17 protein-coding genes and 1 other annotated feature are annotated in these 16321 nt (G+C 35.2%); all 17 genes read right to left on the reverse strand.

Features of this window, described 5'->3' with window-relative positions:
• Positions 1–129 precede the first annotated feature (129 nt).
• Positions 130–3681 (reverse strand): DNA-directed RNA polymerase subunit beta, encoded by a 3552-nt coding sequence (gene rpoB, locus PYW31_RS11360; RefSeq protein WP_046837704.1) that lies wholly within the window; start codon positions 3679–3681, stop codon positions 130–132.
• A 199-nt stretch (positions 3682–3880) separates the two neighbouring features.
• Positions 3881–4489, reverse strand: a complete 609-nt coding sequence (locus PYW31_RS11365) for a class I SAM-dependent methyltransferase (protein ID WP_046837703.1) — start codon at positions 4487–4489, stop codon at positions 3881–3883.
• Positions 4490–4746: 257 nt separating this feature from the next.
• Positions 4747–5115, reverse strand: coding sequence for a 50S ribosomal protein L7/L12 (rplL, locus tag PYW31_RS11370; protein WP_046837702.1), 369 nt, complete (start codon positions 5113–5115; stop codon positions 4747–4749).
• 39 nt (positions 5116–5154) lie between these two features.
• Positions 5155–5664, reverse strand: a complete 510-nt coding sequence (rplJ, locus tag PYW31_RS11375; protein WP_046837701.1) for a 50S ribosomal protein L10 — start codon at positions 5662–5664, stop codon at positions 5155–5157.
• A gap of 76 nt (positions 5665–5740) precedes the next feature.
• Positions 5741–5890 (reverse strand) — a sequence feature (ribosomal protein L10 leader region).
• A gap of 88 nt (positions 5891–5978) precedes the next feature.
• Positions 5979–6674, reverse strand: coding sequence for a 50S ribosomal protein L1 (gene rplA / locus PYW31_RS11380; protein ID WP_046837700.1), 696 nt, complete (start codon positions 6672–6674; stop codon positions 5979–5981).
• 227 nt (positions 6675–6901) lie between these two features.
• On the reverse strand, positions 6902–7324 hold the full coding sequence (gene rplK, locus PYW31_RS11385) for a 50S ribosomal protein L11 (RefSeq protein ID WP_046837699.1): 423 nt from the start codon (positions 7322–7324) through the stop codon (positions 6902–6904).
• A 189-nt stretch (positions 7325–7513) separates the two neighbouring features.
• Complete coding sequence (gene nusG / locus PYW31_RS11390) at positions 7514–8062, reverse strand: transcription termination/antitermination protein NusG (protein WP_046837698.1); 549 nt, start codon at positions 8060–8062, stop codon at positions 7514–7516.
• 14 nt (positions 8063–8076) lie between these two features.
• Positions 8077–8256, reverse strand: a complete 180-nt coding sequence (secE, locus tag PYW31_RS11395) for a preprotein translocase subunit SecE (RefSeq protein WP_002484168.1) — start codon at positions 8254–8256, stop codon at positions 8077–8079.
• Positions 8257–8389: 133 nt separating this feature from the next.
• Positions 8390–8533 carry a 50S ribosomal protein L33 gene (gene rpmG / locus PYW31_RS11400; RefSeq protein WP_073505020.1) on the reverse strand — a complete coding sequence of 48 codons (144 nt, stop codon included), beginning with the start codon at positions 8531–8533 and terminating at the stop codon, positions 8390–8392.
• Positions 8534–8670: 137 nt separating this feature from the next.
• On the reverse strand, positions 8671–9237 hold the full coding sequence (locus PYW31_RS11405; RefSeq protein WP_046837764.1) for a sigma-70 family RNA polymerase sigma factor: 567 nt from the start codon (positions 9235–9237) through the stop codon (positions 8671–8673).
• A gap of 69 nt (positions 9238–9306) precedes the next feature.
• The gene (locus tag PYW31_RS11410; protein WP_046837697.1) at positions 9307–9834 is read right to left on the reverse strand and encodes an NYN domain-containing protein; all 528 of its coding nucleotides are present in this window, start codon (positions 9832–9834) and stop codon (positions 9307–9309) included.
• Positions 9831–10580 (reverse strand): 23S rRNA (guanosine(2251)-2'-O)-methyltransferase RlmB, encoded by a 750-nt coding sequence (gene rlmB / locus PYW31_RS11415; protein ID WP_046837696.1) that lies wholly within the window; start codon positions 10578–10580, stop codon positions 9831–9833. Before rlmB ends, PYW31_RS11410 begins: the two co-directional genes overlap by 4 nt.
• A 4-nt stretch (positions 10581–10584) precedes the next feature.
• Positions 10585–10974, reverse strand: coding sequence for a Mini-ribonuclease 3 (locus PYW31_RS11420; RefSeq protein ID WP_046837695.1), 390 nt, complete (start codon positions 10972–10974; stop codon positions 10585–10587).
• A gap of 1 nt (position 10975) precedes the next feature.
• Positions 10976–12376, reverse strand: coding sequence for a cysteine--tRNA ligase (gene cysS, locus PYW31_RS11425; protein WP_046837694.1), 1401 nt, complete (start codon positions 12374–12376; stop codon positions 10976–10978).
• On the reverse strand, positions 12360–13001 hold the full coding sequence (cysE, locus tag PYW31_RS11430) for a serine O-acetyltransferase (protein ID WP_046837763.1): 642 nt from the start codon (positions 12999–13001) through the stop codon (positions 12360–12362). Before cysE ends, cysS begins: the two co-directional genes overlap by 17 nt.
• 351 nt (positions 13002–13352) lie before the next feature.
• Positions 13353–14807, reverse strand: a complete 1455-nt coding sequence (gene gltX / locus PYW31_RS11435) for a glutamate--tRNA ligase (RefSeq protein ID WP_046837693.1) — start codon at positions 14805–14807, stop codon at positions 13353–13355.
• Between the two features lie 393 nt (positions 14808–15200).
• On the reverse strand, positions 15201–16259 hold the full coding sequence (locus tag PYW31_RS11440; RefSeq protein ID WP_046837692.1) for a PIN/TRAM domain-containing protein: 1059 nt from the start codon (positions 16257–16259) through the stop codon (positions 15201–15203).
• Between the last annotated feature and the right edge of the window lie 62 nt (positions 16260–16321).

The raw sequence follows: 16321 nt of genomic DNA on the forward strand, positions 1-16321 counted from the left end.
TTCAATTTAGATTAGCTGTGCAAATTGATTGATTGCTCTATATCAATAAATGGAATAACCAATATTGAGATGATTACAGTCATGTAACACACCTCAATTTGGTTTATACCCTTATAAACTTAAATGCGATTAGTCAGTGATTTCTTTTTGTGATTCTGGAGCTTCTTTTTGTTGAAGATCTACTTTACGTTCAACAACTTCTTCTTCTTCTGTATCGTGCATGTCAATTTCATTGTCATGCTCGTCCATAATCTTAACGTCTAATCCTAAACTTTGTAATTCTTTCATCAATACTCTGAATGATTCTGGAACGCCAGGCTTAGCAATATTTTCACCTTTAACAATAGCTTCGTATGTCTTAACACGACCTACTGTATCATCAGATTTATAAGTTAAGATTTCTTGAAGTGTATATGCGGCACCGTAAGCTTCAAGCGCCCATACTTCCATCTCACCGAAACGTTGTCCACCAAATTGCGCTTTACCACCAAGTGGTTGTTGCGTAACAAGTGAGTATGGTCCAGTTGAACGTGCATGTAATTTATCATCAACCATGTGTGCAAGTTTCAGCATGTACATAACGCCGACTGAAATTCGGTTATCGAATGGTTCACCCGTACGACCGTCATATAATACTGTCTTACCATCACGAGCCATACCAGCTTCTTCAATAGTTGACCATACATCTTCATCACTAGCACCATCAAATACTGGAGATGCTACATGAATACCTAAGTTCTTAGCAGCCATACCTAAGTGTAGCTCTAATACTTGTCCGATATTCATACGTGATGGAACACCAAGTGGATTCAACATGATGTCAATTGGTGTACCGTCTGGTAAATAAGGCATATCTTCTTCTGGAACAATCTTAGAAATGACACCTTTGTTACCATGACGACCACACATTTTGTCACCAACGTGTATTTTACGTTTTTGAACAATATATACACGTACGAGTTGGTTAACACCTGGAGATAATGTATCGTCTCCTTCTTCACGGTTAAAGACTTTAACATCTAGAACAATTCCGCCTGCACCATGTGGTACACGTAATGATGTATCGCGAACTTCACGTGCTTTTTCACCGAAGATTGCGTGTAATAAACGTTCTTCTGCAGTTAATTCAGTTACACCTTTAGGTGTTACTTTACCAACTAAGATATCGCCATCATTAACTTCGGCACCGACGTATATAATACCACGGTCATCCAAGTTTTTAAGTGCACTATCTGAAACATTAGGGATATCACGAGTAATTTCTTCAGGCCCTAGTTTAGTATCACGTGCTTCAGATTCATATTCTTCGATATGAATAGAAGTATAAACATCATCCTTAACTAAGCGCTCACTCATGATTACAGCATCCTCATAGTTATAACCGTCCCAAGTCATGAAACCAACAACTACGTTTCTACCTAGAGCCATTTCACCAAGTTCCATAGACGGACCATCAGCTAAAATTTCGCCTTTAGTCACTACGTCTCCAGCACTTACAATTGGTCTTTGGTTATAACAAGTACCAGTATTTGAACGTTTGAATTTCGCTAATGGATAACGATCCAATTCGCCTTCATATTCTTGACCGTCTTCTTCAATAAGTTGACGAACAAGGATTTCATTAGATTCAACGTGTTCAACACGGCCTTTGCGTTTAACTACTACTGCTGCACCAGAATCACGTGCTGCCACGTGTTCCATTCCAGTACCTACAAAAGGTGATTCTGGGTTCATCAATGGCACCGCTTGACGTTGCATGTTTGCACCCATTAAAGCACGGTTAGAGTCATCATTTTCTAAGAAAGGAATACATGCTGTCGCAGCTGAAACAACTTGTTTAGGCGATACATCCATATAATCCATTTTTTCTTTAGCCATAACAGTATTATTACCACGGAAACGACATACAACTTCATCATCTACGAAACGACCATTTTCATCTAAAACAGAGTTTGCTTGTGCTACTACATAGCTGTCTTCTTCGTCAGCAGTTAAGTAATCAATTTTGTCTGTGATGGAATGCGTTTCAAGATCAACTTTACGGTATGGTGTTTCAATGAAACCAAATTCATTTACACGCGCATAACTTGATAAAGAGTTGATAAGTCCAATGTTTGGTCCCTCTGGTGTTTCAATTGGACACATACGGCCATAGTGAGAGTAGTGAACGTCACGTACTTCCATTTGGGCACGTTCACGTGTTAAACCACCCGGTCCTAATGCTGATAAACGACGTTTATGTGTTAACTCAGCTAATGGATTCGCTTGGTCCATGAATTGTGATAATTGAGAACTACCAAAGAATTCTTTGATTGATGCAATAACAGGACGAATATTGATTAATTGTTGTGGCGTGATTGATTCTGTATCTTGAATTGACATTCTTTCACGTACAACACGTTCCATTCTTGATAAACCAATACGGAATTGATTTTGTAACAATTCACCTACTGAACGTAAACGACGGTTACCTAAATGGTCAATATCATCTGTAAAGCCAATACCGCTTAATAAGTTAAAGAAGTAAGACATAGACGCAATGATATCTGCTGGTGTAATGCATTTCACTTCTGTATCTGGAAGCGCATTACCAATCACTGTTGTTGTACGTTCTTCTTCGTCATTCGGAACGTAAACTTTAATTGATTGTATTTCAACAGGTTCGTCAATAACACTGCCTTCTAACTCAAACACTTCACTGTTAGCATTAGCTTCTAATACGTCCATAATTTCATCTAAGTTACGACGGTCTAGGACTGTACCTTCTTCTGCAACAATTTCGCCTGTCTCAGTATTAACAATAGGTTCTGCTAATTTTTGATTAAATAAGCGATGTTTTAAATGAAGTTTTTTATTAGCTTTATAACGACCTACACTTGCTAAGTCATAACGTTTCGGATCAAAGAAACGTGAATATAAAAGACTTTTAGCATTTTCAACTGTAGGTGGTTCACCAGGGCGTAAACGCTCATAGATTTCTAATAATGCTTGATCAGTAGTTTCTGTACCATCTTTTTCTAATGTATTACGTAAATATTCACTTTCACCTAATAAATCAACAATTTCTTGATCAGTAGAGAAACCTAAAGCACGTAACAATACAGTTAATGGTAATTTTCTTGTTCTATCAATACGTACATAAACAACATCTTTAGCATCAGTTTCATATTCTAACCATGCACCACGGTTAGGAATGATTGTTGCATCGAAGTTTGTACGACCGTTTTTATCTAGTTTTTCATTGAAGTATACGGATGGTGAACGAACTAATTGTGATACGATAACACGTTCAGCACCGTTAATTACGAATGTACCTGTATCTGTCATTAATGGGAAATCACCCATAAACACTTCTTGCTCTTTCACTTCGCCAGTTTCTTTGATGATTAGACGTACTTTCACACGTAAAGGCGCAGCATACGTTGTATCACGGTTTTTCGATTCTTCTAAATCATATTTCGGTTCTCCGAGTCTATAATCTACAAACTCTAAAGAAAGATTGCCTGTGAAATCTTCAATCGGAGAAATGTCTCTAAACATTTCTAATAAACCTTCTTCTAAGAACCAATCGTAAGACTTAGTCTGAATCTCAATTAAATTCGGTAATTCTAATACCTCTGAAATTCTCGCATAGTTTCTACGTTTACGATGTCTTCCATATTGGACAAATTGACCTGCCAAACAGATTCACCCCTCAAAAATTGTGTGTTTACTTTTACTGAAATACCAAATATAATTAGACAAAAAGAAAACGGTAGCACACCTGATGACACCATTTTCTATTCTATCTTATATACTATGTTAATTCGTACGTAAAAGTACACACTTATTGAACATAAATTTTTACATTCTATAACTATATCAGAAGCCAGCACTTAATTCAACCTTTTACACTTCTTAAAATGTAATAGCCTTTACTTTTTTCTAATACTTCCACGTTATTAAATGTGTCTTGCATTTTTTGTTTTGCAGACGGCATACCTTGTTTTTTTTGAATTACAACACAAAGTGCACCACCATCTTTCAACTTTTCATAAGCATCTACTAAAATGCTATGAACAACTGTTTTTCCTGCTCTAATCGGTGGATTAGTAAGCACAAAATCATAAGCTTTATCTTCTACCTGTGATAAACCATCACTTTCTTTGATTTCCACATTTTCTATTCGGTTCTTTTTTTTGTTTTTTCTAGATAATGATAATGCACGTTGGTTAATATCAACCATCATTACTTCGTGATGTGGGGAAACTTTAGCAATCATTAAACCAATAGGACCATAGCCACAACCAACATCTATGATATTTTTCGTAGGACCTGGGGGATATGTTTTCAAAAAAGTTTTCACTAATAAATCGGACCCAAAGTCTATTTTCCCTTTCGAAAATACACCCGCATCTGATATTAGTTCTAAATTATGGTTATCGTAGGAGTATGTAAAAAGCGACTCATCACTTTCTACTTCAGGATTCTCATCATAATAGTGACTCATGACTACACCTCTTTTAATCTTATTCGTTTCAGATTAATACTATACCCAATTTGATAAGTAAAATAGTTATAAAACTAGGACTTGCTTTACTAGATATAGATCAAATAAGATAAAACCCCGTTATAGTGATAACGGGGTTTTCATTTCTCAAAGATTTCAGGTATTCTCGACTTAAGATTAACGTACCGAAGCAGTTAATGTGTTAAATCACTTAAATAACCTTCAATATATAATTATTAACTGTTAGCCAGCAAGAATTATTTTAATTCTACTGTAGCGCCAACTTCTTCTAATTGTTCTTTAAGTGCTTCAGCATCTTCTTTAGATAAACCTTCTTTAACTACTTTAGGAGCTCCGTCTACTAATTCTTTAGCGTCTTTTAATCCTAAACCAGTTGCTTCTTTAACTGCTTTAACAACTTTGATTTTAGAAGATCCAGCTGAAGTTAATTCAACATCGAATTCAGTTTGTTCTGCTGCCGCGTCTGCGCCGCCAGCTGCACCTGCTGCTGCTACTGGAGCTGCTGCAGTTACACCAAATTCTTCTTCAATTGCTTTTACTAAGTCGTTTAATTCTAAAACTGACATTTCTTTAATTGCTTCAATGATTTGTTCATGATTAGCCATTTTAATATTCCTCCATTAATTTTTAATAGTTACGCGCAATTATTCAGCGCTTTCTTCGTTTTGTTCTTTTTCTTCTCCAACAGCTTTAACCGCATAAGCGAAATTGCGTACTGGAGCTTGTAATACTGATAAAAGCATAGAAACAAGACCGTCATGTGATGGTAATGTACCAACAGTATTAACTTCTTCTGCTGAGATAGCACTGCCTTCCATAACACCAACTTTAATTTCTAAAGCTTGATGTTCTTTTGCAAATCCTGCAATAACTTTTGCTGGAGCAACAACATCTTCACTTGATGTTGCAACCGCTGTAGGACCTACTAAGAATTCATCTAATCCGTCAATACCAGCTTTTTCAGCTGCACGGCGAACCATTGTGTTTTTGTATACTTTATACTCAACACCAGCTTCACGTAATTGTGAACGTAATTCAGTTACTTCAGCAACGCTAAGACCACGATAGTCAACGATAACTGTAGATACTGAGTTTTTAAGTTGTTCAGCAATAATATCAACTTCTTGTTTTTTTGCATCGATGATAGCAGACATTTAGACACCTCCATTGATTTTAATTTGGTGCTTTTAATCTTGAAACATTGCCATGCAGTGTAAACTATATGCTCAACGCTCAATAAAAAAAGCACTTTCTACCCGTGGCAAAAAGTGCTTGAAAGATCTGAAATCTTCACGTTCAAGTCAATTTTAGCCTCGGCAGGATTTTACTTTTTAAGTTATTTCTAACTCCTACTGTCTTAGGTAAAATAATACATTAACCAATATAACTGGTCTCATGTATTATGTCAATATTTTATTTAAAGACTGAAGCATTAAATCTTCAGTCTTTAGTTTTAATTTTTAAAAAATTAAAGTTTGAAACTTGAAGTATCAACTTTAACTCCAGGACCCATTGTTGTTGTAACAGTAACGGATTTGAAGTAAGTACCTTTAGCTGATGATGGTTTCGCTTTTAATAAAACGTCTTGTAACGTTCTGAAGTTTTCAACAAGTTTGTCTGTATCAAATGATGTTTTACCAATTGACGCGTGAACAATACCTGATTTTTCAGCACGGTACTCAACTTTACCAGCTTTAATTTCTTCAACAGCTTTTTTAACGTCCATTGTAACTGTTCCAGTTTTAGGGTTTGGCATTAAACCTTTAGGTCCTAATACTCTACCTAATTTACCAACTTCGCCCATCATATCTGGTGTAGCTACTACGACATCAAAGTCGAACCAACCTTGTTGAATTTTTTCTACATATTCACCTTCACCGACAAAATCTGCACCTGCTGCTTCTGCTTCAGCTGCTTTGTCACCTTTTGCGAATACTAATACACGTTGTGATTTACCAGTACCATTTGGAAGCACTACTGCTCCACGGATTTGTTGGTCATTTTTACGAGTATCAATACCTAAACGGAATGCTACTTCAACTGAAGCGTCAAAGTTAGCAATGCTTGTTTCTTTAGCTAGTGCAACTGCTTCTTCAACATCATATTGTTTTGTGCGGTCGATTTTACTAGCTACTTCTTGATATCTTTTGCTTTTTTTAGCCATTTCATGTTCCTCCTTTAGTGGTTTTAGCGGAATTTCCTCCCACGTTTACTTGTTTTCACAAGTTAAGAGCAGATGACAGTGAGGTATAAAATTGTATTTTATCATAGGAATAAATCCTAAATAAATGACATTTTCCCTCATACTACGACAATATTGAACGCTGTCATCATGTTTGTCATTTCCGTCATCTGCTACTTCGTCTATCTATGATTTCATTACTGTTATAATTATTGAACTGTGATTCCCATACTACGTGCAGTACCTTCGATAATACGCATAGCTGCTTCTTCGTCTGCAGCATTTAAATCTTGCATTTTTTGGTTTGCAATTTCACGTACTTGATCTTTAGTTACTGAAGCAACTTTGTTTTTATTAGGTTCGCCTGAACCTTTTTCAACGCCTGCTGCTTTTTTAAGTAATACTGGAGCCGGTGGTGTTTTTGTAATAAATGTAAATGAACGATCTTCATAAACACTGATTTCTACCGGAATGATTAAACCTGCGTCTTCTTGTGTACGTGCGTTGAATTCCTTACAGAATCCCATAATATTCACACCTGCTTGACCTAATGCTGGTCCAACTGGTGGTGCTGGGTTCGCTTTACCTGCAGGAATTTGTAATTTAACTACTTTTTCTACTTTTTTAGCCACGATGTGCACCTCCTTGATATCGTGATGTGGTCACAGGACTAAGTTTTGCCCTCCCACTCTTCTACATTTCGTGACGAAATGAACGCTCTAAAAGCGCGACCACAGTATTATAACACTAATTCGAGTTATAAATCAATAGTTGATTTGTTATTTTCGAACTAATATTATATTTTTATTTCCTTTTTATTATTATAATTTTTCTACTTGATCAAATTCAACTTCTACTGGCGTTTCTCTACCAAACATGTCTACAAGAACTGTAAGTTTGAATTTTTCTACTTCAATTTCTTGAATTTCGCCTACTTGATTTGCAAAAGGACCTGATTTAATTCTAACTTGTTCACCTAAATCTAGTTGAACATCAATAGTTTTTTCTTTCATGCCCATTTGTTTAAGGATGAAACGTGCCTCATCAGGAAGTAGTGGATTAGGTTTAGAACCAGCGCCTGCTGAGCCAACAAATCCAGTAACACCAGGTGTATTTCTTACTATATACCATGATTCGTCAGTCATTACTAATTCAACCAAGACGTAACCAGGGAATGTTTTTTTAGTTAAAGTTTTAGACTTACCATCTTTAACTTGTGTCTCTTCCTCTTCAGGTATTACAACTCTGAATATTTGTTCAGTCATATTCATAGATTCAACACGTTTTTCTAAATTCTTTTTAACTTTATTCTCATAACCAGAATAAGTATGCACAGCATACCAACGCTTTGCGCCAACTTCTTCAGACATGTCGTCACTCCTAACTATTTAATTAACTCTATAATTCTACCAATTCCTAAGTCTAAGGCATAGAAGAATACTAAGAAAAATACTACCGTAGCTACAACAATGACTGTGTATTTAAACAATTCTTCTTTCGTTGGCCAACTTGTCTTTTCCATTTCTGACTTAACGCCTTGGAAGAAATTTTCTTTTTTAGCCATTAACAAGACCTCCGTATTATTTCGTTATTCCTTATTTGCTTATTCCATACAACAAATCAAGCAAATACAATACTCTCAACTTAGTTGGAATGATATATTTACTCAACCGATCACACTAAATATGTCGTCTTAATTACTTCGATTCCTTATGCAACGTATGTGCATTACATCTCGGACAGTATTTTTTTAATTCCAATCTCGATGTAAGATTGCTTTGTTTCGGAATATTGTAATTTCTACTGCCACACACTTCACAATTCATTGGTACTTTTTTCATTTGTCTTCACCTTACTCATTATAATACCAATCTACTATACATAACTTTGAAGTCAATTGTCAATCTTCGCTCGTATAGTAAAGTACACTGTTTTGTAATCATAGTACGTCGTTTTTCATGTTTCGTGGATGTGTGTATCACTTCAAATAATGTCTTATTTTCATTTTACAACGCTGTATCGTATTGTAAACTACTTTGATTTTTACATTTAATATTTGGGCGATTTCTTGTGGTTTATATTCTCTAAAAATATAAACCATCACACTTTGTTCAAGTTCAGTCAACTTTTCTAACCCACGGTATAAGTCATTAGAAATTTCATCAGCTATAATCTGTTGTTCTGTTAAATATATAGTTGTCGCATATTGATACTTAACTTTGAACTCGTTCACTAATAATTCATGTCGTTGCTGTGTGTACACTTTTTTACGAAGATAGTCGTTTTTTACCGTTGTAATAATTCGATTCACATAATGCTCAAATGGCGTACTTTTAGTGAAATCAAAATCACTCAGTATTCTTAATAATTTTAATAGCACTTCTTGACACAAATCTTCTTTATCATTCGGATGAATAGTAAAATGATTTAGCCTTTGCTTTATCATAGGTAAGACAGGCTCAATCATTTTAAGTGTTACTTGTGTATTTTTAAAATCGCATGGTGTTTGTGAGGTAAGTTCGTTGTTGTGTAAACTTTCAAACATGACTTGTATCCTTTCCTTAAAAGTAAACATAGGATACATAGTTGCACACCAAAAATCAAGACTTCAATACTAGTGTTTATGATTGTTACCGCGTCTTAATTTTTCAAATTCTTCAAGTATCTCATTTGACAGTTCTATGCGTGTACGTGGTTTTTGTTCATTAAAACCATCTAGCTCTTTTGATACTGATATTTCATTTTCTCTCAAATCTCTCCACATTTCTCTTGAAGAAACACGGTAAGCCCCCGCGCCAAATATTGCATGTTGCTCACTCATATCACTCGTTACAACCGTTATGTGTCGCGTATGTTTATCATATAAATCATAAACATATCGTTCAATGTAACTGTCGGCAGTTTCTTTTTCTTTCGTAAATATCGTTTTAACCCCATGGTACATATATTCTGAATGAGCGCCGGATTGCTCATAAGCATCAAATACGCAAACAACTTCATCTGCTATAACAGCATTGTAGTTTGCGATTGCAGTAAGTAATTGATCGCGCGCTTCTTCAAGATTATCTTTAGCTATGCGACTGAGCTCCTGCGACTGTCCAATCATATTATAACCATCAATGATTAAGTAACGATCTTTCATGTCTTATCTCCAATCTGGTGACGTTTACGATATACTTCGTACATCATTAAGCTAGCAGCTACAGAAGCGTTAAGGCTATTCACATGTCCAACCATTGGAATTTTAATATAGAAATCGCATTTATCTTTAACTAAACGACTCATGCCTTGCCCTTCACTTCCTATAACTATCGCTAGAGGCATTGCCGCATCCATTTCTCTATAATCTGTAGCATTTTCCGCTTCTGTACCAACTACCCAGTACCCGTTGTCTTTTAATTCTTCAATAGTTTGAGCAAGGTTAGTTACCCGAATAACTGGCACATGTTCAATTGCACCAGTGGAAGCTTTAACAACCGTTTGCGTCAGCGCTACTGAACGTCTTTTAGGTATAATCACTCCATCGACACCAGAAGCATCTGCAGTTCTCAAAATAGACCCTAAATTATGAGGATCTTCTAAGCCATCTAATATCAAGACCGTGGACAAGTCGTCTTTCGTCTTTTGTGAAGCTAAAAAATCATCAAATTCCGTATATTCATACGGGGCAATATACGCCGCGATGCCTTGATGTGGCGCATCTGACAAATTATCTATTTTTGATTTTGGTACTGATTGAACGATGATTTTATGACTATTTGCCAATTTTAAAATTTCATTTATTTGTCCCTTTTTAATAGTATCTTGTATTAAAATTTTATTAATAGTATGCCCTGAGACAATCGCCTCTTTTACTGCATGACGACCAACTATAACTATATCTTCCACAGGATCACTTCCTCTCATTTACATTTTGTATAATAGTCTCTAACAACGCTGATAGGCGGTCGTACTCTTTTTCTAAATATAAGAATCCAATGACCGCTTCTAGCCCTGAACTTTTTCTATATGTTTGTATGTCTGTATTTTTAGCTTTGGTATAACTTTTAGCATTTCTACCACGTCTAACAATATCCTGTTCACTTTCACTGAACCAATTGTGCTCCATAAGATATTCAAGTGTTTGTGCCTGGCTTTTAGCTGAAACATAGCGCTTCGCTTCTTGGTGTAATCGATTAGGTTTCGCCTTTAGCTTCAACACGATATATTCTCTTACATGTTGATCTAATACAGCATCGCCCATATATGCTAATGTCAAAGGGTTTAATAATTTATTATCCATATTAACCACGTTTAAATCTCACGCCTTGTGCCGTATCTTCTAAAATGATATTCTGCGCTTTTAGTTCTTCACGGATTTCGTCAGCTCGTGCAAAATCTTTTTGCTTTCTAGCATTATTTCTTTCTTCTATAAGCGCTTCGATATCTGCATCTAACAGAACGTCACTTTCTTTGCCTTTTAATGGCACACCTAGTACATCACTGAAAATTTTGTATACTTCTTTGAAACGACTTATCACTTCTGTAGATGTTGTGTTCTCTAACACATATTTATTAGCTAATTTCGCTAAATCATACCATGCAGTTATAGCATTAGCAGTATTAAAATCATCATCCATGACAGTTTCAAATTGTTCTAATACAGCATTAATGTCATCGATATATGCTGATTGTTCTGCAATATCTGTCGCAATTGCTTCACGATCTTCAATCGCTTTATAACTGTTACGTATACGCTCTAAGCCACTTTTTGCTGCTTCAACTAATTCCACATTATAGTTGATTGGACTTCTATAATGCACACTAATCATAAAGAAACGTAAAACATCTGGATCTATCTGCTTAATGATGTCATGAACTAATACAAAGTTACCTAATGATTTACTCATTTTTTCATTATCAATATTGATAAAGCCATTATGCATCCAATAATGAGCAAACGGAGCGTGGTTGTGTGCTTCTGATTGCGCAATTTCATTTTCATGGTGTGGGAATTGTAAGTCAGCACCACCTGCATGAATATCAATCGTTGCTCCTAATTCATGATAAGCCATTACTGAACATTCGATATGCCATCCAGGTCTACCTTCACCAAATGGACTATCCCAACTGATTTCACCCGGCTTCGCCTTTTTCCATAACGTGAAATCTAATGCATCTTCTTTCTGTTCGCCTTGTTCTATACGTGCACCGACTTTTAAATCATTCAAAGATTGATGACTTAACTTGCCGTATTCTTTAAATTTACGTGTTCTAAAATAAACATCTCCGCCACTTTCATACGCATTACCTTCATTTACTAAATCCTCAATAAACTTAATAATGTCATCCATATGATTCATTACACGTGGATTAGAAGTTGCTTTCTTTACATTTAGTGCGCCAACATCTTCATAAAATGCTTCAATATATCTATCGGCAATATCTGATACAGATTCATTTAATTCTTTAGAACGTTTGATTAATTTATCATCAACATCTGTGAAATTTGATACAAAGATCACTTCGTAACCTTGATATTCAAAGTATCTTCTTACTACGTCGTAATTGATAGCTGGTCTTGCGTTACCTATATGAATGTAATTGTACACAGTAGGTCCACAAACATACATTTTAACCTTTCCTGGTTCAATAGGCTCAAACGTCTCTTTTTGACGTGTTAGCGTATTATATAATGTAATCATCTTGTATCTCTCCATTTCTTGTTTTCTCAAGTTGTTTCTCTAATTCTTTTAATTGCTCGAAAAGCGGATCTGGTAAATTGCGGTGGTCAAATGTTTTACCTATGCGTCTGCCATCTTGTTTAACAATATGACCTGGTATGCCAACTACAGTAGAATAGCTTGGTACTGAACTTAATACTACAGAATTAGCGCCTATATTTACGTCAGATTCAATTTTAATATTGCCTAATACTTTGGCACCAGCAGCGATTAAAACATTGTCGCCAATGTCAGGATGACGTTTACCTTTTTCTTTACCCGTACCACCTAATGTGACACCTTGATAAATTGTGACATTATCTCCAATTCTACACGTTTCCCCAATAACTACACCCATACCATGATCAATAAATAAACGTCTACCAACCTGAGCACCTGGATGTATTTCAATTCCAGTGAAAAAGCGAGTGACTTGAGAAATCAACCTCGCTAGAACATATTTCTTTTTTTTATATAATTCGTGTGCGATGAGGTGGCTCCACACTGCATGTATGCCTGCATATGAAGTAATAACTTCCAATGTCGTACGTGCGGCTGGATCTTGTTCGAACACCATATTTACATCATCTTTTACTCTTTTCAAAATCTTAAACAAGGTTGCTACCTCCTTATTAAAAAAAGCGCCCCTAACTCACTTGTTAGAGGCGCTTTTGCACGGTTCCACTCTTATTTTTATATACAAGTCCTCACTATAAACCATATCTATGATTTAATCATTGCTTCCCAACTCATATTCACTCATCAAAGTTATTTAATTGATATTCATACAAAGGTGCATTCCGTAATTTCTGTGGTGTGCTCACAGCATCCGCACACTCTCTTGACACAATCCATTACCTACTAATCCTTTGCTATTTTCAGTTTTAATAATAGGTGGTTTGTTGTAATTTTTCAAGTATTAACTCCCCAATACTTTTACGTTACATACCGAAATTATTTAAACGTATTTTTTCAAACGTGACAACACTTTGTCTTTGCCTAATACTTCGATAGTATTAGGTAGTTCTGGCCCATGCATTTGGCCAGTAACAGCAACACGTATCGGCATAAATAATTGCTTACCTTTAATACCTGTTTCTTTTTGAACTTCTTTAATTGTTTTCTTAATTTCTGCCGCTTCAAATGGTTCAAGCGCTTCTAGTTTGCTATACAGGTGCGTCATTAGTTCAGGTACTTGCTCACCTTCAATGACTTCTTGCTCATCTTCTCCTAATATTTGTTCATCACGGAAGAATAACTCTGAAAGTGGAACAATTTCTCCAGCATAACTCATCTCTTTTTGATACAGTGCAACTAGTTTACGACCCCACTCTAATTCTGCTTCACTAGGATTTTCAGGAAGTAGTTCTGCTTTAATAAGATGTGGTAATGCTAAATCAAATACCGTTTCAGTATCTTTTTGTTTCATATATTGGTTGTTAACCCATGCTAATTTTTGTTTGTCGAAAAACGCTGGTGATTTTGATAAACGTTTTTCATCAAAGATTTTAATAAATTCTTCTTGAGAATAAATTTCATCTTCACCCTCTGGTGACCACCCTAATAGCGTAATGAAATTAAATAAAGCTTCTGGTAAGTATCCTAAATCGCGATATTGCTCGATAAATTGTAAGATTTGTCCATCACGTTTACTTAGCTTTTTACGTTCTTCGTTAACAATAAGTGACATGTGCGCGAATCTTGGCACTTCCCAACCAAATGTTTCAAAAATCATCAATTGTTTTGGCGTGTTCGAAATATGGTCATCTCCACGAATAACATCCGAAATTTCCATATAATGATCGTCAATTGCTACTGCGAAGTTATACGTTGGAACGCCATCTTTTTTAACAATAACCCAATCACCAATGTTATTTGAATCAAATGAAATTTCACCTTTAACCATGTCGTCAAATGAGAATGTAGTATCTTTAGGGACACGGAAACGGATCGAAGGTTGACGTCCTTCAGCTTCAAACTGTTGGCGTTCTTCTTCTGTTAAGTGTGCATGTTTACCGCCATAACGAGGCATTTCTCCACGTTCAATTTGTTGTTGGCGTTCTTCTTCTAATTCGTCTTCAGTCATATAACATTTATAAGCTTTATCTTCATCTAATAATTGTTGAATTAACGGATTATATATTTCAGCACGTTCAGACTGACGGTATGGACCATAACCTTTATCTTTATCGATAGATTCATCCCATTCAATACCTAACCATTTTAAATTTTCAAATTGAGAAGACTCACCATCCGTTAAATTACGCTTACTATCCGTATCTTCAATGCGAATTACGAAATCCCCATCATAATGTTTAGCAAATAAATAGTTGAATAATGCAGTTCTTGCATTACCAATATGCAAGTAGCCTGTTGGACTTGGTGCATATCTAACTCTTACACGATCACTCATTATGTTCACTCCTGTTTAATAATATTATTAGTAATTTTAATAGCATATTGCGTTTTGAAACTCATTACATATTCTGGTTTGTTAAGTTAAATGATTTTTAACATAAAACATTGAAAATTTATAATAAATTTAGTACTAACGCTTCATAAAGTTGTTATCTTGCCGCCTATTAATAATACCATAGCTTATATTTTTTTAAAGCACTACTATACAATCTATTAACACTTCATTTTATGATTTCAACACATCATATAGTAATACAATTTCGCTATCTATTGTAGCACTTTAAGGCCTATTATGATATCACTGTGCTTAAATTCACTCTTTCTCAATAATAAAAAGGTTTCAAATGAATTTATAGTAACCAATTCATTTGAAACCTTAATAACTCATCTAGTTTAGCTTTTTAGCAAAAATAATTCTTCCTGATGAAGTTTGTAATAAGCTGATAACTTCAATATCAATATGCTCCCCAATATGTTTCTTAGCGTTATCCACTACTACCATTGTCCCATCATCCAAGTATCCTACAGCTTGTCCCGATTCTTTACCCATTTTCGTAAGTAATAGACTAAAACGATCACCTTGGTGTACAGACGGTTTAATAGCTTCAGATAAATCATTAACATTTAGTGCTTGAATCCCTTGCACATGGCACACTTTATTAAGATTAAAGTCTGTGGTAATAATGTGCGCTCTATAGTGTTGCGCTAACTTAATTAACATTGCGTCAATGTCGCTATGTGACTTAGTCGGATGTATAATTCTCGTAGGGTGATTTGTATCATAAAGTTCATTTAAAATATCTAACCCACGCTGACCTTTTTCACGTTTCACACTATCATTCGCATCTGCAACAACTTGTAATTCGTTAATAACACCTTGCGGAATCAATATCTCTCCATCAATAAATCCGCATTCAATAATATCTAAAATACGACCATCTATAATAGCACTTGTATCGATAATTTTAGGCACTGCATTTCTAGCATTAATAGACATTGAGCGCGCCATATTTTCTGGTAAAAATAGCAACATTTCATCACGCTTGCGTAAGCCAAATTGGAATCCTAGATAACCTAGAATAATTGTAATTATAATGGGTACAAAGTGATTTAATACAGTGTTGCCGATTATTTGAAAAATGAAAGATATCATAACAGAAATAAGCAAACCAATAATCAGCCCAATTGTAGCAAATAAAATTTCTACAGCACTTTGACGCATAATTGTTTGTTCTAATTCTTTAAATGCTAAAGTTGCTCTTTTTATAAACCATCCAAAGATTAAAAAGAATATTAAAATCCCTAGTAGACCATTGAAATAGTTATTCGTTAATAGTGTATAGTCAGCTAAACCAGCATCAATTGTGATTTCAGGGATGAAATATACACCTAAACTTGCACCTAAAATAATATAGCACAAGATTACAATGAGTCTTAACATATTCAAGTTTTAATTCTCCCTTCTCAAGCAAACTAGCCAGACTTAACTTGAGTCATCTGTAAGCTCTT

The sequence above is a fragment of the Staphylococcus succinus genome (genome assembly GCF_029024945.1).
Classification (GTDB): Bacteria; Bacillota; Bacilli; order Staphylococcales; family Staphylococcaceae; genus Staphylococcus; species Staphylococcus succinus.

What these genes read in the sequence shown, in the direction of transcription:
- gltX (WP_046837693.1), bottom strand. Translation starts at nt 14,807, where the DNA reads ATGAGTGATCGTGTAAGAGTTAGATATGCACCAAGTCCAACAGGCTAC.
- PYW31_RS11410 (WP_046837697.1), bottom strand. Translation starts at nt 9,834, where the DNA reads ATGAAAGATCGTTACTTAATCATTGATGGTTATAATATGATTGGACAG.
- rplA (WP_046837700.1), bottom strand. Translation starts at nt 6,674, where the DNA reads ATGGCTAAAAAAAGCAAAAGATATCAAGAAGTAGCTAGTAAAATCGAC.
- rplJ (WP_046837701.1), bottom strand. Translation starts at nt 5,664, where the DNA reads ATGTCTGCTATCATCGATGCAAAAAAACAAGAAGTTGATATTATTGCT.
- nusG (WP_046837698.1), bottom strand. Translation starts at nt 8,062, where the DNA reads ATGTCTGAAGAAGTTGGCGCAAAGCGTTGGTATGCTGTGCATACTTAT.
- PYW31_RS11365 (WP_046837703.1), bottom strand. Translation starts at nt 4,489, where the DNA reads ATGAGTCACTATTATGATGAGAATCCTGAAGTAGAAAGTGATGAGTCG.
- secE (WP_002484168.1), bottom strand. Translation starts at nt 8,256, where the DNA reads ATGGCTAAAAAAGAAAATTTCTTCCAAGGCGTTAAGTCAGAAATGGAA.
- rpmG (WP_073505020.1), bottom strand. Translation starts at nt 8,533, where the DNA reads ATGAAAAAAGTACCAATGAATTGTGAAGTGTGTGGCAGTAGAAATTAC.
- cysS (WP_046837694.1), bottom strand. Translation starts at nt 12,376, where the DNA reads ATGATTACATTATATAATACGCTAACACGTCAAAAAGAGACGTTTGAG.
- PYW31_RS11405 (WP_046837764.1), bottom strand. Translation starts at nt 9,237, where the DNA reads ATGTTTGAAAGTTTACACAACAACGAACTTACCTCACAAACACCATGC.
- rplL (WP_046837702.1), bottom strand. Translation starts at nt 5,115, where the DNA reads ATGGCTAATCATGAACAAATCATTGAAGCAATTAAAGAAATGTCAGTT.
- PYW31_RS11420 (WP_046837695.1), bottom strand. Translation starts at nt 10,974, where the DNA reads ATGGATAATAAATTATTAAACCCTTTGACATTAGCATATATGGGCGAT.